Origin of the sequence: Pseudoalteromonas sp. P1-8 (assembly GCF_001399985.1) — a bacterium.
GTDB lineage: Bacteria > Pseudomonadota > Gammaproteobacteria > Enterobacterales > Alteromonadaceae > Pseudoalteromonas.
Map to the genome: position 1 here is coordinate 194,389 of NZ_LJSO01000001.1, position 22,384 is coordinate 216,772.

A 22,384-nucleotide genomic window follows, 5' to 3' on the forward strand; every position below is an offset into this window, starting at 1 on the left:
TATTTAAATCTTTTCGCCCATTTTAAACAGTGCAAACTCACCTGGCTCCATTTTCTGCCAGCGTTCATCATTGGTGAGCGGCCTTGTTGCAATCACAGTAACCACATCGTTAGGTGTGGTTTCTTTTTGAAAATCAACCACCATATCAGCATCAATTAATGTCGCTTTGCCAAACGGCGCACGGCGTGTGATCCAATGTAGATTATTGGTGCAATAAGCTAAAACGAAAACACCATCGGTAAGTAGCATATTAAATACGCCTTTTTCACGCAGTGTGTGAGCAAGCTTGGCAGCATAGCGAAATACAGACGCCATATTTGATGGGCGCTTAGGGTATTTTTCGCGAATTTTATCGAGCAGCCAGCAAAACGCTAGTTCACTGTCGGTATTCCCGACAGGCCTGTAATAGTCTGGTTTTAAATCATGATAATTCGATAATTGCCCATTGTGGGCATACGTAATCTCGCGTCCCCATAACTCACGAGTAAATGGGTGGGTGTTTTCAAGACATACACGACCACGATTACCTTGGCGAATATGGCTTATCACCGAAATACTTTTTATTGGGTAAGCTTTTACGAGTTTGGCAATTTCTGACTGGCAGCTTGGCTCAGGATCTTTAAATGTACGACAGCCTTTACCTTCATAAAAAGTGATGCCCCAGCCATCTTTATGTGGGCCAGTATTACCACCGCGCTCTAATAATCCTGAAAAACTGAAACAAATATCCGTTGGTACATTGGCCGACATGCCAAGCAACTCACACATAGAACTCTTAACCTATAAAACTAATCGAAGGAAGGCATGATGGGCTGATCCCTGCCTGCGCTCATTGTTAATCATAGCGCTAAAGATGGCAACTGCTATGCTGAGATTTTCAGAACTATCTGAGCAATTCACAACTAATCGCAAGTATAGCGGCGCTGATTATAAGTAATTACTCAACAATTCCTCATCTGCTGTAAATGTTTTTGCACTGATAGCCATTTTTAAAATAATAAAACTCACCAAACAAGCCGTTTTAATCCTTGTTCCCCTCTTGATAATTCGCTTTTCTAGCGCTACTCTAAAAGAGGTGGTCTGACCTCTATTAAGGAATAATCAATGACTCTCATATTTTTACTTGGTTTACTCGTGCTGCTTAGTATCGCGAGTTACCACAGAGCAAGCTGGAATACCTGCTTAGGTATTGCCGTTGCGACTTTACTTGTTGGCACATTTGCTGGCGCGTTTGGCGCAATTAGTTGGCTACTATTCTTACTTATCGCTGTGCCACTTTCTGTGACTGGCGTTCGTCAACAATACATCATTAAACCTATCTTCGCTGCTTTCAAAAAAGTAACCCCGACTATGTCGGATACTGAAAAATCAGCAATCGATGCCGGTACTACGTGGTGGGAAGCGGATCTGTTTTGTGGTCGTCCTGACTGGAACAAATTGCACCAATACCCAGCACCTAAACTGACTATCGAAGAGCAAGCATTTATTGATGGTCCTGTTGAAAAAGTGTGTAGCATGCTAGATGACTGGCACGCAACTCACGAACTAACTGATTTACCGCAAGATGTTTGGCAATATCTAAAAGATAATAAATTCTTTGCCATGATCATCAAAAAAGAATTCGGCGGTTTAGAGTTTTCTGCTTATGCACAATCATGTGTACTGCAAAAGTTAACCAGTAAATCGACGCTACTTTCTTCTATCGTAGGTGTACCTAACTCATTAGGTCCGGGCGAATTACTGCAGCACTATGGTACTAAAGAGCAAAAAGATCATTACTTACCACGTTTAGCAAGTGGTCAAGAGATCCCATGTTTTGCTTTAACATCACCAGAAGCTGGTTCTGACGCAAGTGCAATTCCTGATTACGGTGTTGTTTGTAAAGGTCAATGGAACGGCGAAGAAGTTGTTGGTATTAGCCTAACATGGAACAAGCGTTACATTACTCTTGCCCCTGTTGCGACTGTACTTGGTCTTGCATTTAAACTACAAGATCCAGACGGTTTACTAGGTGATGACAAAGAACCTGGTATTACCTGTGCGCTGATCCCTACAGATACTCCAGGGGTCGAAATTGGCCGTCGTCACTTCCCGCTAAACGTACCATTCCAAAATGGTCCTACTCGCGGTAAAGACATCTTCGTACCACTTGATTACATCATTGGTGGCCCGAAAATGGCAGGTCAAGGCTGGCGTATGCTTGTTGAATGTTTATCTGTTGGTCGTGCAATTACATTGCCGTCTAACTCTACAGGTGGCATTAAAACAATTGCGCTTGCAACAGGCTCTTACAGCCGTATTCGTCGTCAATTCCGTTTACCAATTGGTCAAATGGAAGGTGTTGAAGAATCAATGGCAAAACTTGCAGGTTACGCATATAGCTCTGATGCTGCTGTTAGCATGTCTACAGGGGCTGTTGACCTTGGTGAAAAACCATCGGTTGTATCTGCGATTATCAAATACCACTTAACTGAGCAAATGCGTGAAGCGACTATTCACGGCATGGATGTTCATGGTGGTAAAGGCATCATGCTTGGTCCAAACAACTACTTAGGTCGCGGTTACCAAGGTGCGCCAATTGCAATTACCGTTGAAGGTGCAAATATCTTAACACGTAACATGATCATTTATGGTCAAGGTGCAATTCGTTGTCATCCATTCGTGTTAACTGAGCTAGGTGCTTGTGCTATTGAAGACCGTGAAGAAGCGCTAGCAGTATTCGATAAAGCATTAATGGGTCACGTTGGCTTTACTATTTCGAACCTTGTACGTACTAAGTGGTTAGCATTAACAAATGCTCGCTTCACAAGTACACCGTACAAAGACGAAACCGCTGAGTTTTATCGTGTTACGTCACGTTTCAGTGCATCATTAGCATTAATGTCAGATATCAGCATGGCGGTATTTGGTGGTTCATTAAAACGTAAAGAGCGTATCTCTGCACGTTTAGGTGACTTACTAAGCTACTTATACCTTGTATCTGCAACACTTAAACGTTACAACGACGAAGGCCGAAAAAAAGAAGATTTTGCGCTTGTTCAATGGAGCTGCCAAGATCACCTTTACCACTGCCAACGTGCACTCGCTGACTTAATTAATAACATGCCATCTGCACCACTACGTGCAATGCTAAAAATCATGTTATTCCCATTCGGTCGTCCAGTTCGTAAGCCTACTGATAAGCTTGAGCACAAACTTGCACACTTATTACAAGTACCGAGCGAAACTCGTAACCGTTTAGCTAACTACATTTACCTTAAAAACGAGCCACTTAACCTTGTTGGCCGTCAAGAGCAAACGCTTAAAGATATTCTTGAAGTTGAGCCTCTGTTTGACAAGGTATGCCGTGAAAAAGGCGTAAAACTGCCTTTCTTCCAGCTTGATAAAGTAGCGCAAATGGGCCTAGAAGCAGGCATTTTAAGCCAAGCTGAAGCCGACAAACTAGCTGCTGTTGAAAAAGCCCGTCTTGACGTTATTAACGTTGACGACTTTGACCCAGCAGACTTAGTTGCAGGTAATGTTGCCCGCGGCGAGAGCGATAAAAAAGCAGACGCCGCTTAAGCTAGCAAAACAATTCCAATTGTTATGAAAAACCAAACCAGCGCAAATTGCGCTGGTTTTTTTTGTTTATAAACCCTCTAGCACACTCATGTCCCTATTTATTTACATGATTTGTAACAAATATCGAACGGGTAAAACTTGCGTTTAGATTATGAACAGGCAACACTTTATAACGAAAAATTAACAAGGAATAATTACAATGAAACCGAGTTTTCAACTAGCTGCCGTTGCATGCGCGCTTAGCCTTGCACTGGCAGGATGTTCTCAATCAACCCCATCAACAAGTAGCACCGAAAGCGTGCAACAAAGCCAAACTGTTAAACAGTACGACGCTGAAACCTTTTTTGATACAACCTCAATTATGGGCAGCAGCTTTTCACCGAAAGGCGACAAAATACTCGTTAGCAGTGACGAAAGCGGCATTTATAGCCTTTATGAAGTAGATATAAAAACCGCCCAAAAAACCCGCTTAACAGACTTTGAAGACAGTACTTATGCTGTGGCTTATTTCCCTAAAGATGAGCGCGTACTATTTACTAAAGACTCTGGTGGTAACGAGCGTTATCACATCTACGTTCGCGAAACAGATGGCACAGTTAAAGATCTTACGCCAGGTGAAGAAACCCGTGCAGGATTTGCAGGCTTCACAGAAGACGGTAAACACTTTTTTATAACCAGCAATCAGCGTGATGCTAAGTTTATGGACCTATATCGTGTTGATGCTAACAGCTATGAAGTAACGCCTGTTTATCAAAATACTATGGGGCTAGATGTCGGCGCAATCAGCCCTGACGGCCGCTTTATTGCTTTATCGAAAAACAATTCGAACAAAGACAGCGATGTATTTATTCTCGATACGAGTAAGAAAACACTGAAACCAGAGCTCATTACCCGTCATGACGATGACGCTAAGTATGGCCCAGAAACCTTCTCAAGAGACAGTAAATCATTATATTACTCAACCGATGCCAAAGGTGAATTTGCAGAGGTGTGGCGCTATGACTTAACGACCGGCGAGCACAGCCCTGCCCTCAAAGATGAGTGGGATGTGAGTTTTATTTACTTCTCTAAATCTGGCCGTTATCAAGTAAGCGGTGTTAATGCTGACGCAAGCACTAAAGTGTCGATAATTGATACCACCACAGGTAAAGGTATTGCCATGCCATCGCTGCCTGCTGGTAACTTACGTGGTGTGAACTTTTCAGCTGATGAAAAGACCATGGCGTTTTATTTAAATTCAGATACCTCGCCAAGTAACCTATTTGTGTGGCAACTCGGTGAATCAAAAGCTAAACAATTAACCAACACATTAAGTGATGCCATTGATCAAAATGACTTGGTTGAAAGCACAATTGTGCGCTTTAAAAGCTTTGATGGTTTAGAGATCCCTGGGGTTTTATATAAGCCTAAGCAAGCTAATAGTAACAACAAAGTACCAGCTTTAGTTTGGGTGCACGGCGGTCCTGGCGGCCAAAGTCGCACAGGATATAGTGCAATGCAGCAGCATCTAGTCAATCATGGTTATGCCATTTTTGCAGTAAATAACCGTGGCAGCTCAGGCTATGGTAAAACCTTCTTCCATTTAGATGATAAAAAACACGGCACTGACGATTTACAAGATATTGTTTACGGTAAAAAACACCTGCAAAGCCTAGATTGGGTTGATGCTGATAAAATTGGCATCATGGGGGGCAGCTATGGTGGCTTTATGACCGCCGCAGCACTTGCCTTTGAACCAGAAGAGTTCAAAGTAGGCATTAATATATTTGGTGTAACAAACTGGGTTAGAACCTTAAACTCAATTCCACCATGGTGGGAAAGCTTTAAAAAGGCACTGTATGATGAAATGGGCGACCCAGCGACAGACGGTGAACGTCACCGTGCCATTTCGCCACTATTTCATGCTAAAAACATCACCAAGCCATTAATGGTGATCCAAGGTGCTAACGACCCACGCGTTTTACAAGTTGAAAGCGATGAACTTGTTGCCGCTGTAAAGGCAAATGGCGTGCCTGTTGAATATGTATTATTCGATGATGAAGGCCATGGTTTTACTAAAAAAGAAAACCGCATAAAAGCCTCAAATGCATACCTTGAGTTCTTAAATACCTACTTAGATAAATAGCAAAATTGCAAAGATAAAGAGCCGGTATTATGCCGGCTTTTTTATGCAAAACACCTGTATAGAATCAAAATTTAACAGTTTATACAGTACTGTATAAAATACTGTGTGGATTTAATGGTAAATTTTTCACCTTTTCCAACCTTCAAAATAAAACCATAAGCAACTGTTTAATAACAATTAAATAATATTAACTAAAATAAAACTGAATAATTGGTTAAAAAATAGCAAAAAAGTACTTGCGCAAAAACACTGTATAAACTACTGTATACACATACTGTATAAACAACCAGTGAGTGAAAGTTATGTTACAGCCAATTACCTTAAGAACAGTTAAAAGCTACCAACAAGATAACGACAAAGCGTCTGTTAATTTAATTCAAATTGAAGACGAAATATCAGCAACCTTTGAGCTATTAAAAGTATTGCATCATTACAATAGCCAAAATGCATGGACACTATTAATTGCTCCTGATCATGTTCCTAGTAAAGCCTTACTAGATTCGTGTTCGATTGATACCAGCAAACTTCTTGTGATCAGACAAAAACATTTAGTTAATCTTGAGTATGTTCTTAGTTCAGCATTACATAACGGTAATTTTGCTGCTGTGATCACATGGACAGATATTGTTAACAATCATCAACTTGATTCGATGAACTTAAACCTTGAGCAGGCATCTGCTAAGTTTTATTGTTTTACAAAAAGCGCTCAATTAAACAATTTAGTACCGCAGCCACAATAGGCTTGTTAAAATAACAATTTATAGTTTTAGGTAAGTTGTTATGACATCACTCACACACTCCCTTTGTCCTTGTGGCAGCGAATCGACTTACGAGCTTTGCTGCCAACCTTTTCATACAGGTGCAAGCCAAGCTGATACGCCAGAGCAACTTATGCGTTCTCGTTTTAGTGCATACGCGCTGAAAGATGCGAAATATGTATTCAGTACCTATGCACAAAGCCAGCAAGCCGCTAACCCTGTTCGCGAAATTAAAGATTTTGCTAATAGCTGCCGTTTTACCAAGCTAAGTGTTTTAGATACTGAACATAATGATCAAGAAGGTTTTGTCGAATTTAAAGCTAATTACTTTTACCAAAACTTGTATTGTGAGTTACACGAAAAGTCGCGTTTTATTAAAGAAGATGGCCTATGGCGTTACTTAGATGGTGATATAACGCCAGTTGCAGATATTAAAATTGGCCGTAACGACGAGTGCCCTTGTGGGAGCGGCAAAAAATATAAAAAGTGTCACGCTCTTTAATTACCATTAACCTGGTAAATCCAGTCTAAGGCTTGGGTAATCGTTGTTGGGAATGCAGTTGCATGGCGTGCCTGAGGGATAACAAATAAATTTGTTGTAACCAGCGCGCCGCTATGTTTATTAATTTTAGCTGCTAATTGCCTTGCGCCCGACACCATTTTTTCACCTTCGCTTTCTTCAAGTTCTCCCACTGCGATGTAAACTTTTGTTGTGTTGGCAGCTGGTTTTACAGCCATAGCTAATATTGAGTTTTCTTTAAACCACACTGAAGGACTGCCGATAATATAATTTGAAAAAAGCGAAGGCTCAGTGAATAAGGTATAAGCCGCAAATAAACCGCCAAGTGAGTTACCGACTAACGTACTTTTTTGGGTTGTTCTGAAGTCGGCCTCAATATAAGGCAATACAGTATGTTTTAGGTAGTTTAGATACTGACTTGCTCCGCCAGTTTTACGCTGCCAATTTTTATCTTCAAATGGCGTATAGTCATAAATACGGCTATCAAGCCCTGATACACCTTTTTGATATCCTACTGCAACGATAATTACCTCTTCTATAGCCCCCGAATTCATCATAAAGCGACTAGCACCAGAGGTAATTGGCAAACTGTAGTTTGCATCTAACAGGTAAACAACTGGGTAGCGCTTCTGGTTTTGCTTTTGGTAGCTGCGTGGCAATTTAATCGTAATGGGGTATTCGTTTTCGGTATGTTTATCTTTAAGTAACACAGTATTAGTATGTGGCAAAGTAAACGGCTCAGCATAGCTTACGGAGGTCACGCCCAAAACACTGATCACCAAAACGAGCAATATATAAGGCATAGTTAATCCTTTAACCACTTCTTAATTGGTAACAGCCACTCATCTTTTGGTTTATAAAATGTGCCATGGGAGAGCCCTGTATTAATGCTTAATTCTTCGAACTTGGTTACGTCACTTCTATCAATTAAAAATTGGCAAGAGCCAACCTGATCTGAGCGCTCAAAGATAGAATACACCTTGCCATAAGCCTTAACTGATGTGTGATTTTTTATAAGGCCTGCACAACCTGCCAATATAATTAAGTTAATATGTGTACGCTTAAGTTCATTGGCTGCTAGGATCGACAATGCCCCGCCCCGTGAAAAACCAACCAAACTAATGTTCGACTCAGCAACACCGGCACTGATCAATGCTTCAACATCTACAGCGAGCTTTTTCGCAAACGTAAATGGCTCAGTGCCCTCTGGCCTGTGATAGGCAATTAAATGATAGCTCTCATCTGCCAGTGCTTCTTTTACTGCAATAAAGTCATAAACACCAAAGGTTTTGTGAACAGGCTTAGGGTTTGTCCCTTCAACGATAAAACCATGTGAATAAAAAACATAGTGACCATACGGGTCAATCTCTGTTGGAAACTGGCTGTAGATAGTGCCAGCGCAAACAGGCAAAACCCAGCATGCACAGAGTAAAAGTACGGTACGTATCACAAGCATCCCTTTAAAAATCACGTTACACCTAATAGAAGATAATAACACCTTAAAAAATAATATCTTAGCAAAAAACTAAACCCTACTCTCAGTAATTTTAATTAAAAATCAAATTACTAATCGCAAGCTGTATCACGATTTAAACTTCAAGTTTCAACTTGAGGTAAATTCATGGAATTTCATAGTTAAACTACAAAAAACCACATGACAACGCTGTCAATATTTATAAAAAGGCGTATTGTAAAAAAGCAGTTAAAATAACTGCAGGTTTTAGACGTCTAGACGTTGAAAAAATAAATTCTAAGGCGTAGTATGTTCGTAATCTGAGTTAGACTCACATTTTCCATGAGATTTTTTAAAGATGATTGATATAAAGCACCTAAAAACCATAGCGACCCTTAAAGAAACAGGCTCTTTGGTCAATACCGCCCGTGAGTTGTTTTTAACTCAATCGGCTTTATCGCATCAAATTAAAGATCTCGAGAATAAGTTAGATTGCCAGCTGTTCGAACGTAAAACACAGCCTGTGCGTTTTACTCCGCAAGGTATGCTACTTCTGGAGCTTGCTAATGAAGTATTACCTCGTGTTGAGGCAACAAAATGTCGGTTAAAAGAAAGCCTTAACCAGCCAATCTCAAATTTACGTTTAAGCGTTGAGTGTCATGCCTGCTTTCATTGGTTGCTCCCAACCATCAAAGAATTTAATAATTTTTGGCCTGATATTAAAATTGATTACGAGCGCGGCTTTAGTTACGACGCCATTCCAGATTTAATTAATGATGAATTAGATCTAGTGCTGACTTCTGATATTCGTGAACCCGATCAACTTGAGTATGCTCACCTGTTTGATTTTAAATTGAAACTAATCGTTGCACCGGATCATGAGTTGGCTAAAAAAGCCTATGTCACCGCCCTTGATTTAAAGAACGAAACAATTATTTCGTACCCTATTCCCCGTGAGCGCCAAGACATCTTTAAACATTTTATTCAAAATGCACGCTTTGATGGCACGCTTAAAACGGTTGACCAAGGCTTATTGATATTTCAATTAGTGAGTGCAGGTATGGGGGTTGCAGCATTACCAGACTGGCTAGTCACCCCTTATGAAAGCCAAGGGCTCATTAAGTCTATTCCGTTAGGTGCACTAGGCCTTACTCGCCCTATGTATTTAGCGATGAAAAAGAATATGAAAGATAACCCAGTTTATCGCCACTTTTTAAATACATGTAAGCAAAATAACGGTCGCTAAAGCTAGGCAAAATAACTAACATAGCTGCATCTGTTACAAACAATAGTGTTGATACATGTTTGAAATTAAAAAGATCATTGGCTCATTATTAATGCCCCTGCCTTTGCTCGGGCTTCTTACTTTAGTGATGGTATTTTTAGCCATTGCACATAAACGCAAAGCACTCTATTTTGGCTTTGTTAGTATTTTAACTTTAATGCTGATAAGCACGCCATTTATTGGTCAATCACTGATAGCTGCAAGCAATAACCCAGCTTGGCAATTTAAACAAGCGAAACACCCTAAACTCGATAACATTGTGGTACTTGGCTGCTCAATAATGCCCAACTCGCGCCTTCAAGCAAACCACCAGTTAGGCGATTGCGCGCTTGCTCGATTACTTGAAGGTGTTAAGCTTGCCCATCACTATCCAAATGCCACCCTTTATGTATCAGGAGGCGGCTTTGCTAATACCACCAATAGCCAGCTCATGTTTGAGACAGCAAAAGCGTTAGGTATTTCTGCAACGAGAATTAAACAAAACCCTCTCGCCATGGACACCGCAGAAGAGGCGAAACGACTTGCCATTTATTTAGTCGATAAAAAAACTGCCTTAGTCACCTCAGCGAGCCACATGCCGCGAGCGAAAGACTTATTTAATGCACAAGGCATTGATGTGATCCCAGCGGCAACCGACTTTCAAGATTTTAGTCAGTATCCAACGTACAAACAGTTTATACCTAACATTGCAGTACTTGTTGCAGTGACCAGAGTAGCGCATGAGAAAATTGGCAGTGCATGGGTGAGTGTGCGCCGCTGGGTTGATCCAGAGGCGCTGTAGAACATCAGACTGGATTGTCGATATCGATAAACGTTACATCAAAACCATGCTGCTGAGCTAAAAGCTCGCCTAAGGCTTTGATGCCATAACGCTCAGTCGCATGGTGCCCTGCTGCAAAAAAGTCGATACTTTGCTCGCGTGAACTATGAATCGTTTGCTCAGAGGCTTCACCTGTAAGATAAGCATCAATACCTTGAGCTGCCGCTAAATCAATATACCCTTGTCCGCCACCTGTGCACCAAGCGATGGTTTCGATTTTCTCTTTTCTTACCAAACTAGTTAATGGTGCACGGTCAAGTACTTGGGTTATTTTGGCGGTAAATTCTTCACCACTTAAAGGTGTTTTTAAACGGCCTTTTACTGGCACACTATTTGGGCCAGATTCAAGCCCACCTGTGAACTCAATATCGAGTAACTTAGCCAGTTGCGCGTTATTACCAATTTCAGGGTGTATATCTAGCGGTAAATGATAGCCATATAAGTTAATATCATTATTTAAAAGCGCTGCAATACGGCGCTTTTTCATGCCCGTGATTGGCTGCGATTCCCCTTTCCAGAAATAACCATGGTGTACCAAAATAGTATCTGCATTTTCTGCAATAGCGGCATCAATCAATGCTTGGCTAGCGGTGACACCCGTCACTATCTTTTTTACTTCGCTCGCACCTTCAACTTGTAAGCCATTTGGGCAAAAGTCAGCGATAGAATCAGGTTTAAGAATGTCGTTTAATAATTGAGTAAATTGTTTGCGTTGCATATAAAAATCGTCCTTCAACCCTCTATTTTGTGCAAATTTTGGCGTTTATGAGTGAAAAATGGAAGGAAAATCGCAAAAAATTGAAAAGTAAGCTGAAAATAGGTATAAATATGTATTCTTAATCTGTGTTTACAACGTATAGGGTCTCTGATGAGCAAACTAGACAAAACAGAAGTGTTAAATGCCTTCGAAGCAGCATACGAAGCAGCGAATGGTAAGAAACCTGAAATCACAACAAAACCTGGTTGGTATAGCATCGACGGTGGCAAAAATATGCGCCTTGCTGATGTTGCAGCGCTGACTGAAGAGCTCACTTCTGGTAAAACAGCTGAGCCTAAAGCAGAAGAAGCACCTAAAGCACCAGCGAAAAAAACCAAAACTAAAACCGCTGCACCGGCTAAAACAGCTAAGAAAGCATCGTTCACTGTTGTTACAGCAAACGATGACGGTTACAAAGCTGAAGAGCTTTGGATTGTTAACCTAGCTGAAAAAGACCACGATTGTCGTTTACCGCGTGGTGTTGTGTAATCAAATTACACTTAGCAATTTTAAAAACCGCTACTCGTTAGCGGTTTTTTTATGGCTGTTCATTTGGCTAGTTATAATCCATTGGCTAACATGGCCAAACAACACTATAAATACGGTTCCAATCAATACAGGCATCACTAAAAAGTCCCAGCTTTGCATAGATTGCATTATCAAAATTGGGTTTGCGCCTGCAGCGGGATGTACGGTATCTGTCAACATCATTAGGCTAATTGCAAACCCTGTAGCTATAGCAATTTCAACAGGCCCTACTCCGACATAATTTACAAAAACAACGCCGATTAGTGCAGTTAAAAAGTGCCCACCAATAACATTCTTCGCTTTAGCTAAAGGACTGTGTGGCACACCAAATACCAGCACCGCAGTTGCTCCAAATGGAGCCATCAACCACACCCCATAACTTCCTAATTGCTGTAAATAGGCCAATACAAAAATTGCCATACAAGCAAATATACCCGCAATGGCCGCCTTGCTTACTTTATTCTCCATAAAACCTCCAATAGGTAGACCGATTTGTCTACCAGCAAATGGTAGACAAGTCGGTCTACTTCTGTCAAGCTATCATTAGTCACCTAATGAGACCTTGTTATGGATAAACGAACACATATTATTTTGACCGCCCTGTCACTTTTTTATCAAAAAGGCATTCATAGTGTGGGAATAAACGAAATTATTAGTGTGGCGGGTGTCGCCAAAAAAACCATGTACCATCATTTCGCAAGTAAAGATGAGTTATTATTAGCGTGCCTTAGTGAGCGACATAACAGGTTTTTAAATTGGTTAACGCATGCCACCAGCAAGCTAACTACTGTTGAAGAATTTAAAGTCGCTTTGATCAGCTGCCATGAAGCTTGGTTTAATTCTGAAGTGACTGAGTTAGGTGATTTTAATGGCTGTTTATTTATTAACACTGCCGCTGAGTTTGCTGATCCTACAAGCCCGATAAATCAAGCCTGCAAAGAGCATAAAATGGCAGTACAGCAGTTAATTAAACAGCGTTTATCAGCGTGTAATAACATGGAAAGTTCGCAGCTAGACTCGCACAGCCACTATTTGATGACGCTTGTAGAGGGCATGATCTGCCAAGCAAAACTAGTTGAAATTAAACATTTTCCTCATTTAAAACAATAAATTAACAATAAAAAAGCGGCGCAATGGCCGCTTTCAGTTTAGATTTACGCTATGTTAGATTTTTTCAAAATATAACTTTTCGCGTTTTTTCTCACCCACTTCATTCATGGTGGCAGCATCAAATAGTCGACCATTGATCATGGTGTAATCGATTTTATCTGTATCACGAATGTTAGTTAGCGGGTTCCCGTCAATAACAATTAAATCGGCAAGTTTACCCGGCTCAAGAGAACCGATGTTGTTATCAAGGCCAATGTATTTAGCAGGATCTAAGGTTGCTGCACGAATAGCTTCAAGTGGTGTCATACCACCTTGCGCAAACATCCAAATTTCCCAATGTGCCGCTAAACCTTCACGTTGACCGTGAGCACCAAGGTTTACTAAAACACCTAAGTCTTGCAGCTCTTTAGCAACACGGGCGTTGTTAAAGTGGTTATAGTGATGATCGGGCGCCTTAACACGACGCATTGAGCGAGGTAAAAGCTGATTCTTTGGTACAAACTTACTTAAGCGTGGGTGATTCCACACATCCGTCTTGTCGTACCAATAATTTTCACCCCAAATACCACCGTAAGCTACACCCAGCGTTGGCGTATAACCCACATCGCTTTGAGACCAAAGCTGGCGAATATCATCGTAAATATTGGCAACAGGAATTGAGTGTTCAATACCCGTATGGCCATCAACTACCATAGTTAAGTTGTGCTGCAGTAATGAACCGCCTTCTGGCACAACCATCATTTCAAGTTCACGACCTGCTTCAATAACTTGCTGGCGCTGTTCACGACGAGGTTGGTTATATGATTTAACACTAAACGCACCTACTTTCTTTAAACGCTCAAGGTGGAATTTAGCATCTTCTAACGAGTCAATATGCGATGTATAACCTGGCATATTTGCACCATATAAAATGGTACCCGTTGAGAAAATACGAGGGCCGACAATCATGCCTGCTTTTTGCATTTCGCTTGCAGCAAAAATCTCTGTGGTGTCGTTTGATGGATCGTGAATCGTTGTCACGCCTAACGCTAAGCCCGCTAAGTTCTTCCAGTTTTGCTGTGGAATGATCTCATCGCTACCTTGTGAGCCGTGCGCATGCGCATCAACAATACCCGGCATAATTGTCTTGCCAGTTACATCAATTACTTCTGCGCCTTTAGGAATAGCAACACTGTCTTTACTACCAACCGCTTTAATATGCTTACCATCAGTAACAATAACGCCGTTTTCAATGACCTGCTCACCGTTCATGGTGATAATACGCGCACCAGTTAACGCAAAGATTGATTTAGGCTCCGCCATGGTTTTTGTAAAACCGATGTTATCGCCGCTTTTAACTTTAAAGTCAGTCTCTGCATTTTGGTTAATATCAAATAAACCCGCTAAGCTTGCATGATATAACTCTGGGCCTAAGCTCCAATAAAGTTTATCGCTTGTGCCACTCCAGCTGATGTTTTCACCCGCGCGAACAGAAAGCTGCTCAATTGGGAATTGGCTATCTTTCGGGCCAATATTAATGGTTTTGCCACGCTCAACAAATGGCGTAACAAATACTTTAAAACGCTCTGCAAACGCTAAGTATTGGCCATCTGGTGATACTCTAAACTCTGTAGCATGTTCTGATTCGTAAAGTTTACGAACTTGCTTTGATTCAAGCTCAACAACACTTAATGTTGGTTTCGGCCAAGGGCTCATCACATAAATACGGTCATTCGCTGCACCAAATTGTGGCTGATATCCTGATTTAGTGATTAGCGTCGCTTTACCACCTTTAGCACTTACTGAGTAAATGCCTGGCTCTAATGACCATGTTGGGTTAAGGATACTGCCGCCAGACGCTTTACGGTAAACAACTGTTTTGCCATCAGGGCTGAAAGTTGGCTCTACATATTTACCCGGCTCTTTAGTAATGGTATCGCCACGGCCACTGCGCGCAGATACAACACGTACTGAGCCCTGTTCGTTATCATCCCATGTGGTGTAAACAACCTTCTTACCATCACGAGAGAACTGCGGGAATAATTCAAAGTGGTCGTCTTGCTTAGTCAGGCGCTTTACTTTGCCAGACTCTAAATCACGTTTATAAATATGACCTAGCGCTTCAAAAATAGCCGTTTCACCATCCGGTGAAATTTGTACATTGCGCAGCATTTTCACATCAAAATTATCGCTATCGATGTTTTGTGTAAAACGCACCGCTTTTTGAATTTGCTTATTGGTCTCAACTTTAAATGGAATAGTCGAGACAGACTTATCATCTACATCTAGCTTATGAATGGTACCACCCGCCCAAAAGACCAGCTGTTCGTTATCTGGTGTCCAAGCAATTGTTGGGTATACGCCATGAATTGCCCATGTCTCTTGCATATCACGCTCAAGCTCGCCATACAGCTTGGTATGCTCACCGGTGTGAAGATCATATAAGTACAAGCTTGTTTGGAAATCATCGCGCTTGATATACGCAAGCTTTTTACCATCTGGTGAAGGTGTTGGTCGAATAGCCCCACCCATACCATCTATAATTGTTTCAATTTCGCCGGTTTCACGGTCATAGCGTTTAATTTTATAAATACCCGCTACAGAATCTTTAGAGTAATGGAATGTTTTACCCGGCGTTGCATCATGAGAGAAATAAACATAACGACCATCTGGTGAGAACATTGGCTCGCCTAAGTCTTTTTGGTCGTTTTCGCGTGCGGTTAGCTGTACACCTTTACCACCCGCTTTGTGGTAGAGCCATACTTCACCAGCCCCTAAAGAGCGGCTTGCAGTAAAGTGCTTACGCGCAACTAAGTAGTCACCATCTGGGCTCCAAGCTGGGCTGTTTAACAAACGAAATGTTTCGTTCGTTACGGCTTTTTGGTTTTCACCATTTAAATCCATCACCCAAATGTTATCGCCACCTCCTTGGTCTGAAGTAAACGCAATGTGCTTACCATCAGGGCTAAAACGTGGTTGCATTTGCCATGCAATATCACTGGTTAATTGCGTTGCTGTGCCACCTGACATTGGCATGGTATAAATATCGCCGAGTAGGTCAAACACCACTGTTTTACCATCAGGGCTAATATCTACGTTCATCCACGTGCCCTGCTCAACACTAATTTTAGCGTCTAGGAATTGGCCTTTTGGTGCGTCCACCTGCCATTTGTCGTCATTTGATTGCTCAGCTGCCGCCACTTGCCCAGTTAGAGCAAGTGAAATAGATACAGCGAGCGCTGTATGAAGCATTTTCTTCATTGAAATCTCACTTTTTATTGTTTTGCTTATATGCACACTTTTAAGATTGCACCAAATAGCATAGCAAGATTCCAGTGATTCGTGTTAAACAGACGTAAATAGTCGACTAATGCCACGCAATCGGATCAAACTGATAAAAGCCAACCAGTAAATGATAAATTTCTGGGTCAAACTGTCTTAGCTCAGCGGGTTTTTCTAAGAAGGTTTCGGTGATAACAGCAAAAAACTCTGCCTCATTGGTCGCGCCATAGCTATGAATAACATGAGGCATGCCATAAGCTAAATGGGTTTTGAGTTGATTAAACGCGCGGCTAAATACTTTTGCCCACTTTTGGTAATCTTCGTTACTAGAAAGCAGTGGTGTACCCGTGGTTTTACCGGTTTCTTGGTCGAGCTGATGGGCAAATTCATGAAATACCAAATTATGACCATCACTTGGTAAGCGGTTCCCCTCAAGGACATCATGCCAACTCAATACCAAGGTTCCACCAGGCCATGATTCACCTTGACGCACGGTATTGTGATAACTCACAAGCCCAGCATTATCACGGGAAGTTTGCGGGGCATAATACGCGCTTGGGTATAAAAGGATCTCTTTTACATTACGATACAATGGCCACGGTTTATTAAGCACTAAAACACAGGCATCTGCCGCTACAATCAGCTTCATTGCATCATTAAGCTTAAGACCATCACAACCAATAAAGCGTTTTTCATTTAAAAACCAAACGATGTGACGCTCCAGCTTTTCACGATCGGCATCCGTCATCTTTCGGTAGATAGGCATATATTTTAACAGCAGATTTTTTTGCTGAACATTGAGGGAGTTATTAAGGTATTTTTTCTGCCAAAAGTGATTACGGATATCGTCCCAGCGCCAGTAACACACAACAAAAATTATTAAAAAAAGTATCAAAACCAGGTTAAGCATTACTATCGCCTAAAAAACAATCTTGATACTTTAATGTGTGCAAACAAAAAAAGATCAATTGTTTACACACATTTTTATTTGAAAAGCTGATTAATCGAGCGTAATACAGCCTTGATTATAAATAAAAATTTGGTTTCGACCGTTATTCTTCGCATTGTATAAAGCGTTATCGGCATGTGATAGCAAGCGGTCATAATCAGCAACTTGCGCGTTATCTGCTACACCAAAACTTACCGTGACAGAAAGACTATCTGCTAATTCTGAGAAATCGTAACCCGCTATCTCTAAACGGATAATTTCACACAATCTTGCGGCTTCTTCAGCATTTTTGTATGGGAACAACAGGGTAAATTCTTCGCCACCCCAACGCGCCGCATAGCCTTCATCAGGGAAATTCATACGCAGTAAACGAGCAATTTCACAAATCACTTTATCACCAATTAAGTGCGAGAAATTGTCATTAATCAGTTTGAAGTGATCAATATCCATAATGGCAATACTGAGCGTTTTATTATCACGTTGGAACTGACTAAAGTTTTCAGACAGCCACATATCGAAAGCACGTCTATTCGGTAATTGCGTTAATTGGTCATGATTCGCTAAATGAGCAAAGGCATCGGCTTGCGTTTGCAAATCATGCATTTGCTGTTCAACTTTTTCCGTTAACTCAATTTCAATGCGCTTGTAATGATATAAGCGGTATTTATAAATGGCATAAGCAGCAAAAAGCACAGCAACTAAGACAAATAACTTAAAGCTGGTTTTTTGCCAAAAATAAGGGGCAATTTTAAAACGCAGAACTTGCTCATTATTTTGCCAGTCACTATTTGGGTAACCTGCACGCACTTTAAAGGTATATTTACCTGGTGGTAAATTGGTGTACTCGGTAATGGCCAAGCGCCCCCTGTCTACCCATTGTTGATTGTAACCACTTAGTTGAGTTTGGTAATTTAACCGCCCAGGCATGATAAAACTTAGCCCAGCGTAGTTAAACGAAACACGAGAAACACCAGCAGGTAAGCTCAAAACCTCATTACCAACAGGTAAAGTCATGGGTTTGCCATCGACTTCAAAGCTTTCAATAACCGTCGATAATCGTCGTTTACTGGCTTCTTTTAAGCGCTCTGGTGTCGCAATAGCGACGCCTTTGGCTGTTGCAACCCATACTTGACCATCTGAATGAAGTACAGCAGCAGGGTTTGAACCGCCATTCGCTTGCGCGCTTAGCATGCCATCGCCTTCATCATAAAGCTGCATCGAAACGCTCATTGGTTGAACTTTTTCAGGGTTATCTAAAAGTGCAACTAGCTGAGCTTTGTTCACTTGAATAACACCGCGGTTACTGGTCAGCCACAATGAATCACCTTGCTCTATGACTTGGAATAGCTTATCGACCGGTAAACCTTGGTCTCGACCAAACAAACTCATTTTATCTGTACTGAGATTGTAACGAACGAGACCTCTATCGGTCGCAAGCCACATTTTATAGCCATCTAAGTAAAAGCCGAATGCATATTCAGTGCTGAACTGCTTTGGAAACTCGAGTGTTTTAAACTGCTTTGTCGCTGGGTCATAAATGGACACACCCACTCCCGTGCCGACCCATAACCTGCCATGGTCATCCTCAACAAGGGCCATAATAAAATCACCAATTAAGCCATCTTCGGTGGTGAATAATTCGGTTTGCCCAGCAGGGTCTATTTTGGTTAAACCACCGGCGGTGCCAATCCATAAGTTATCTGCTTTATCGAACAACACAGCACGAACTTCGTTACTGTTCAGGCCATTATTGCGGTTTTTTACTGGGTAAATTTGCCCATTAACCACTTTCATTAAACCGGCAGTGTAAGTACCTAACCAAACACCACCTTGCTTATCCTCGGTTAAACTTAAAACGGATAGTGGGTCTTTTTCATAGGCTTGAGTAAGGGTTGTAAGCTTGCCATTTTCAATGCGATTTAAGCCATTACTGCTACCCACCCATAAGCTGCCATCAGAATGCGATAACACGGTACGTACATAGTCGGATGCAAGCCCACGACTTTCACTCCAATTAGTAAATGGTGCTTCACGCAAGCGGAATAACCCGGCATTAGTGCCAACCCAAATACTTTTTTCGCGGTCTTGCAGTAAAGATAAAATACGGTTGTTGGGTAAGCCATCATCTGCCGCTAAGTTTTCAAGGCCTAAACTACTGAGTCTGAACACCCCTTTATTGATGGTGCCAAACCACAAATCGCCCTGCGCATCTTCGAGTAAGCTGGCAATTGATTCGTTGTTAAGGACAGGATTAATAGCAACAAACTTATCGTTTTGCTTTTGCCATGCGCCTTTTTCAGTGCCGACAATTAAAGTGCCTGACTCAGTTAGTAATAAGGTAAACACAGAGGCATTTGGAAGCCCAGAGTCTTCACTGACCTTACTAACTTGCTTATTCTTTATTTGATAAAGACCATCACTGGTCGCAGCCCAAATCACGCCTGTGTTGTCTTGTAAAAGACGATAGGCGCTTAGCTTATCAAGCAGTTTTTGCTCAGTGGCAGTTTCAGAAGCGCGGTAAACAATGCCTTGCCCTTCAAGTGCCAGCCATAGCTCACCTTGTTCAGTAACAAGTGCATGGTTAACCATGGCTGATGAACTTGGTAATGCTCGCCATCCCCCTTGTGAGCGAAGCGCAATACCGCCACGGGCACCCACGATATATAAATCACCATTATCCATCGGGATCAGGCTACGTAAGCCAGAATCAGGTAAGCCAGGAATTTCTGTTCGAGTAAAAAGTTTAAACTCGCGACCATTAAAACGGGCAAGCCCTTCCCAAGTCGCTATCCAAATGTAACCATCTTTGGTTTGCGTTACGCCATTAATGCTATTGTGAGGAAGGCCGGCGCGAGTGCTCCAAGTCTCTGTAAAATAATCACTTAAAGAGAGGCGTGCAGAATCAGCAAAAACGCTGAAACTCAATAAAAGAAAAATACAACTAACTACCCGCACCATAAAACTAAAACCCTGATATTTATTATCGTTCTATTCAGTGATGTAGCTCTGTGAAGCCAAAGTCATCCCTAACTTCAGATAATACTACATTAGTTGCAATTTTTACTCACTTTAATGACATTTAGCAACAATCAATTACAAAAATTCGTAATTTTTTCTTGCAATATTTTCACAAATCGCGCCACATGCAAGCCATCCATCAAAGCATGATGCACATCGATTGAAAGCGGCATCTTGCCAGTTTGTGAATCATATTGACCAAACACAAACTTAGGAATACCAAGACCATGCCCCTCACTTACAGCATGCGAGAAGCCGCTAAAGTTTAACCATGGAAGTACTGAGATATGAATAAGGTCAGGCTGCCCTTCTGTTGCAGCAAATGCATCAGAGAAAAATGGTTTTGCTTTACTTGTTTTACCCACAGCAATAGCGTGTTTTGAAAAGTCTGCCATCGACGCTTGTTTTTCAAAATAACTAAAGCGAAATGTTTCATCTTCTGCAAGCTCGACCACACTTCCTCTTACCGATGACAGTTGTACCGGCAACGAATCAATAATACGTTGGCGCATTGGTGCATAGTCATGACATGCTTCAAGTGTTAGGTAAACATAGCTGTGAAAGAAGGAATACGGTTCTGCTTTGCACTTGTTGTAAAGAGCCGCCATGTCGAGTGAAACACATACATTAAAATATGGCAGAGAAAATTCTTTGAAAAAAGCGAAATGCTGTTTGCGAGGCCAAGTAGCTAGATCGATAGGTGTGATTTCACAAGATGGAGTTTTCATTAGGTGCCCTCGAGATTTAAAAGCCGAGTTTACCTAGCCTGCGTGACTTCGTCACCTTGATGCGATAAATAACAGAGACAAAAAAGGTGCGACTTGCGCACCTTTTTACCTGTAAATTTATCGATTTACTAAATTATAAGCCGTTTTCGATGATTTCTAATGCGAGTTCATCGGCAATTAAATGCGTCGACTTCTGCTCTTTTTCAGAGCGAGCAAAGATTTCTGTTAGCGTATCAAAAATGCCTTCAACGTGTTTCGTTGATGCTTCTGCACTATAACCTTCTGGTGCCGTTTCGTAATAAACGTTGATGATACCACCTGCGTTAATTACGTAATCAGGTGCATATAAGATACCTTTTTCGCGGATGATCTCACCGTGACGAGACTCTGCTAATTGGTTATTCGCACAACCTGCAATAATTGTTGCTTTTAAACGCGGGATAGTCGTGTCATTTACCGTTGCGCCAAGTGCACATGGTGCATACACATCAACATCTAAGTCGTAGATTTCATCAATACCCACAGCCGTTGCATTGAAGTCATTTACAACACGCTCAACAGCTTGTTCGTTGATATCTGTTACAAATAATGTTGCGCCCGCTTCATGTAGGTGTTTACAAAGGCCATATGCTACTGCACCTAAACCTTGCACGGCTACTTTGATACCAGCAAGATCTTGATGACCTCGTTGATGTTGTAAAGCGGCTTTAATACCTAAGAATGTACCATATGCTGTGAACGGTGAAGGGTTACCACTTTTACCTTCAAGGCCTAATACATAGTTAGTTTCTTTATTCATGATTGCCACATCATCACAAGTGATGTTTACATCTTCAGCTGAATAGTAGCTACCGCTTAAACGCTCTAACTGGCGACCAAATGCACGGAAAAGTTGCTCTGATTTAATTTCTTTAGCATTACCGATGATCACTGACTTACCGCCACCAAATGGTAAACGTGCCACAGCATTTTTGTAGGTCATACCTTTTGATAAACGAAGTGCATCAGTAACAGCATCTTCATCAGTTGTGTAGTTCCACATTCTGCAACCACCAACCGCTGGACCTAACTTGGTATTGTGAACCGCGATAATAGCTTTTAGGCCTGATTCTTTATCTGAACAAAACACCACTTGCTCGTGGTTATCAAAGTCGACTTTATTAAATACAGCCACAGTTAAATACTCCGAAATTTTCTTACCCTAAGGGGTGTGAGCGCTGAAAGTGCCGAGACTTTATCACTTCGTTTGCTCCCTTGCCACTAAATGAGATGATAAAACTAAGTAAAGTTCTCAGACCGAAATAACAACTCAAAAACTAACACTTTATGGAAAAAATATACCAATCAATGTACGCATTAAGCATTGTTAATTCAAAACAAAATATTAACATTACAAACTTTATTACGTGAACGTAAAGGTAAAGTATAGCGTAAAGAAAAAGTGACAAGAAGAATGTGCCGATAAAGCCAATTAAAATCGGCTTTTAAAGAGATGTTAGAGAAATAGCTGA

The 22,384-nt window shown here is 41.4% G+C and carries 18 protein-coding genes; 8 read left to right on the plus strand and 10 right to left on the minus strand.

Annotation, left to right across the window (positions count from 1 at the left end; translation table 11 throughout):
- Positions 1 to 3 precede the first annotated feature (3 nt).
- Positions 4 to 768, minus strand: a complete 765-nt coding sequence (locus tag AN213_RS00825) for a class II glutamine amidotransferase (RefSeq protein ID WP_054561775.1) — start codon at positions 766 to 768, stop codon at positions 4 to 6.
- 336 nt (positions 769 to 1,104) lie between these two features.
- On the opposite strand from AN213_RS00825, the gene fadE reads away from it, so the two are divergent.
- From fadE to AN213_RS00845, 4 genes are all read left to right on the plus strand, one after another.
- Positions 1,105 to 3,561 (plus strand): acyl-CoA dehydrogenase FadE, encoded by a 2,457-nt coding sequence (gene fadE, locus AN213_RS00830; RefSeq protein WP_055196851.1) that lies wholly within the window; start codon positions 1,105 to 1,107, stop codon positions 3,559 to 3,561.
- A gap of 199 nt (positions 3,562 to 3,760) precedes the next feature.
- Positions 3,761 to 5,686 (plus strand): S9 family peptidase, encoded by a 1,926-nt coding sequence (locus AN213_RS00835; protein ID WP_055196853.1) that lies wholly within the window; start codon positions 3,761 to 3,763, stop codon positions 5,684 to 5,686.
- 302 nt (positions 5,687 to 5,988) lie between these two features.
- Complete coding sequence (locus AN213_RS00840) at positions 5,989 to 6,426, plus strand: SulA-like leucine-rich domain-containing protein (RefSeq protein ID WP_054551944.1); 438 nt, start codon at positions 5,989 to 5,991, stop codon at positions 6,424 to 6,426.
- Positions 6,427 to 6,466: 40 nt separating this feature from the next.
- The gene (locus AN213_RS00845; RefSeq protein WP_055196855.1) at positions 6,467 to 6,946 is read left to right on the plus strand and encodes a YchJ family protein; all 480 of its coding nucleotides are present in this window, start codon (positions 6,467 to 6,469) and stop codon (positions 6,944 to 6,946) included.
- On the opposite strand, the gene AN213_RS00850 is transcribed toward AN213_RS00845, so the two are convergent.
- Entirely contained in the window at positions 6,943 to 7,767 is an 825-nt protein-coding gene (locus AN213_RS00850) for an alpha/beta hydrolase (RefSeq protein WP_055196857.1), read from the minus strand. The genes AN213_RS00845 and AN213_RS00850 overlap by 4 nt on opposite strands.
- 2 nt (positions 7,768 to 7,769) lie before the next feature.
- Positions 7,770 to 8,414: an alpha/beta hydrolase gene (locus AN213_RS00855; RefSeq protein ID WP_236702870.1), complete on the minus strand. Its 645-nt coding sequence runs from the start codon at positions 8,412 to 8,414 to the stop codon at positions 7,770 to 7,772.
- A 361-nt stretch (positions 8,415 to 8,775) separates the two neighbouring features.
- Here AN213_RS00855 and AN213_RS00860 point away from each other — a divergent pair, with 361 nt between their 5' ends.
- Both AN213_RS00860 and AN213_RS00865 read left to right on the plus strand, forming a co-directional pair.
- Complete coding sequence (locus AN213_RS00860) at positions 8,776 to 9,663, plus strand: LysR substrate-binding domain-containing protein (RefSeq protein WP_054551603.1); 888 nt, start codon at positions 8,776 to 8,778, stop codon at positions 9,661 to 9,663.
- A 55-nt stretch (positions 9,664 to 9,718) separates the two neighbouring features.
- Positions 9,719 to 10,483, plus strand: a complete 765-nt coding sequence (locus tag AN213_RS00865) for a YdcF family protein (RefSeq protein WP_055196860.1) — start codon at positions 9,719 to 9,721, stop codon at positions 10,481 to 10,483.
- 4 nt (positions 10,484 to 10,487) lie between these two features.
- Here AN213_RS00865 and AN213_RS00870 read toward each other — a convergent pair whose 3' ends face one another.
- The gene (locus tag AN213_RS00870; protein WP_055196862.1) at positions 10,488 to 11,240 is read right to left on the minus strand and encodes a Nif3-like dinuclear metal center hexameric protein; all 753 of its coding nucleotides are present in this window, start codon (positions 11,238 to 11,240) and stop codon (positions 10,488 to 10,490) included.
- Between the two features lie 150 nt (positions 11,241 to 11,390).
- Here AN213_RS00870 and AN213_RS00875 point away from each other — a divergent pair, with 150 nt between their 5' ends.
- Positions 11,391 to 11,768, plus strand: coding sequence for a hypothetical protein (locus tag AN213_RS00875; protein WP_054561783.1), 378 nt, complete (start codon positions 11,391 to 11,393; stop codon positions 11,766 to 11,768).
- 30 nt (positions 11,769 to 11,798) lie between these two features.
- Here AN213_RS00875 and AN213_RS00880 read toward each other — a convergent pair whose 3' ends face one another.
- Positions 11,799 to 12,275, minus strand: coding sequence for an HPP family protein (locus AN213_RS00880; RefSeq protein WP_055196865.1), 477 nt, complete (start codon positions 12,273 to 12,275; stop codon positions 11,799 to 11,801).
- A 99-nt stretch (positions 12,276 to 12,374) separates the two neighbouring features.
- Here AN213_RS00880 and AN213_RS00885 point away from each other — a divergent pair, with 99 nt between their 5' ends.
- The gene (locus tag AN213_RS00885) at positions 12,375 to 12,917 is read left to right on the plus strand and encodes a TetR/AcrR family transcriptional regulator (RefSeq protein WP_055196867.1); all 543 of its coding nucleotides are present in this window, start codon (positions 12,375 to 12,377) and stop codon (positions 12,915 to 12,917) included.
- A 54-nt stretch (positions 12,918 to 12,971) separates the two neighbouring features.
- Here AN213_RS00885 and AN213_RS00890 read toward each other — a convergent pair whose 3' ends face one another.
- The 5 genes from AN213_RS00890 to AN213_RS00910 form a co-directional block, all read right to left on the minus strand.
- Complete coding sequence (locus AN213_RS00890; protein ID WP_055196870.1) at positions 12,972 to 16,157, minus strand: amidohydrolase family protein; 3,186 nt, start codon at positions 16,155 to 16,157, stop codon at positions 12,972 to 12,974.
- A gap of 106 nt (positions 16,158 to 16,263) precedes the next feature.
- Positions 16,264 to 17,088, minus strand: a complete 825-nt coding sequence (locus AN213_RS00895) for a M90 family metallopeptidase (protein WP_054551610.1) — start codon at positions 17,086 to 17,088, stop codon at positions 16,264 to 16,266.
- A gap of 90 nt (positions 17,089 to 17,178) precedes the next feature.
- Positions 17,179 to 20,085: a ligand-binding sensor domain-containing diguanylate cyclase gene (locus tag AN213_RS00900; RefSeq protein WP_055196872.1), complete on the minus strand. Its 2,907-nt coding sequence runs from the start codon at positions 20,083 to 20,085 to the stop codon at positions 17,179 to 17,181.
- A 131-nt stretch (positions 20,086 to 20,216) separates the two neighbouring features.
- Entirely contained in the window at positions 20,217 to 20,873 is a 657-nt protein-coding gene (locus tag AN213_RS00905; protein WP_054561788.1) for a CatA-like O-acetyltransferase, read from the minus strand.
- Positions 20,874 to 21,006: 133 nt separating this feature from the next.
- Entirely contained in the window at positions 21,007 to 22,047 is a 1,041-nt protein-coding gene (locus tag AN213_RS00910; protein ID WP_054561789.1) for a Glu/Leu/Phe/Val dehydrogenase, read from the minus strand.
- Positions 22,048 to 22,384 lie beyond the last annotated feature (337 nt).

Bases quoted from the DNA above. Each gene is read 5' to 3' on its own strand.
- AN213_RS00895 (WP_054551610.1), bottom strand. From the start codon at position 17,088: ATGCTTAACCTGGTTTTGATACTTTTTTTAATAATTTTTGTTGTGTGT.
- AN213_RS00905 (WP_054561788.1), bottom strand. From the start codon at position 20,873: ATGAAAACTCCATCTTGTGAAATCACACCTATCGATCTAGCTACTTGG.
- AN213_RS00845 (WP_055196855.1), top strand. From the start codon at position 6,467: ATGACATCACTCACACACTCCCTTTGTCCTTGTGGCAGCGAATCGACT.
- AN213_RS00875 (WP_054561783.1), top strand. From the start codon at position 11,391: ATGAGCAAACTAGACAAAACAGAAGTGTTAAATGCCTTCGAAGCAGCA.
- AN213_RS00885 (WP_055196867.1), top strand. From the start codon at position 12,375: ATGGATAAACGAACACATATTATTTTGACCGCCCTGTCACTTTTTTAT.
- AN213_RS00865 (WP_055196860.1), top strand. From the start codon at position 9,719: ATGTTTGAAATTAAAAAGATCATTGGCTCATTATTAATGCCCCTGCCT.
- AN213_RS00850 (WP_055196857.1), bottom strand. From the start codon at position 7,767: ATGCCTTATATATTGCTCGTTTTGGTGATCAGTGTTTTGGGCGTGACC.
- AN213_RS00870 (WP_055196862.1), bottom strand. From the start codon at position 11,240: ATGCAACGCAAACAATTTACTCAATTATTAAACGACATTCTTAAACCT.
- AN213_RS00890 (WP_055196870.1), bottom strand. From the start codon at position 16,157: ATGAAGAAAATGCTTCATACAGCGCTCGCTGTATCTATTTCACTTGCT.
- AN213_RS00840 (WP_054551944.1), top strand. From the start codon at position 5,989: ATGTTACAGCCAATTACCTTAAGAACAGTTAAAAGCTACCAACAAGAT.
- AN213_RS00880 (WP_055196865.1), bottom strand. From the start codon at position 12,275: ATGGAGAATAAAGTAAGCAAGGCGGCCATTGCGGGTATATTTGCTTGT.
- AN213_RS00825 (WP_054561775.1), bottom strand. From the start codon at position 768: ATGTGTGAGTTGCTTGGCATGTCGGCCAATGTACCAACGGATATTTGT.
- fadE (WP_055196851.1), top strand. From the start codon at position 1,105: ATGACTCTCATATTTTTACTTGGTTTACTCGTGCTGCTTAGTATCGCG.
- AN213_RS00900 (WP_055196872.1), bottom strand. From the start codon at position 20,085: ATGGTGCGGGTAGTTAGTTGTATTTTTCTTTTATTGAGTTTCAGCGTT.
- AN213_RS00835 (WP_055196853.1), top strand. From the start codon at position 3,761: ATGAAACCGAGTTTTCAACTAGCTGCCGTTGCATGCGCGCTTAGCCTT.
- AN213_RS00860 (WP_054551603.1), top strand. From the start codon at position 8,776: ATGATTGATATAAAGCACCTAAAAACCATAGCGACCCTTAAAGAAACA.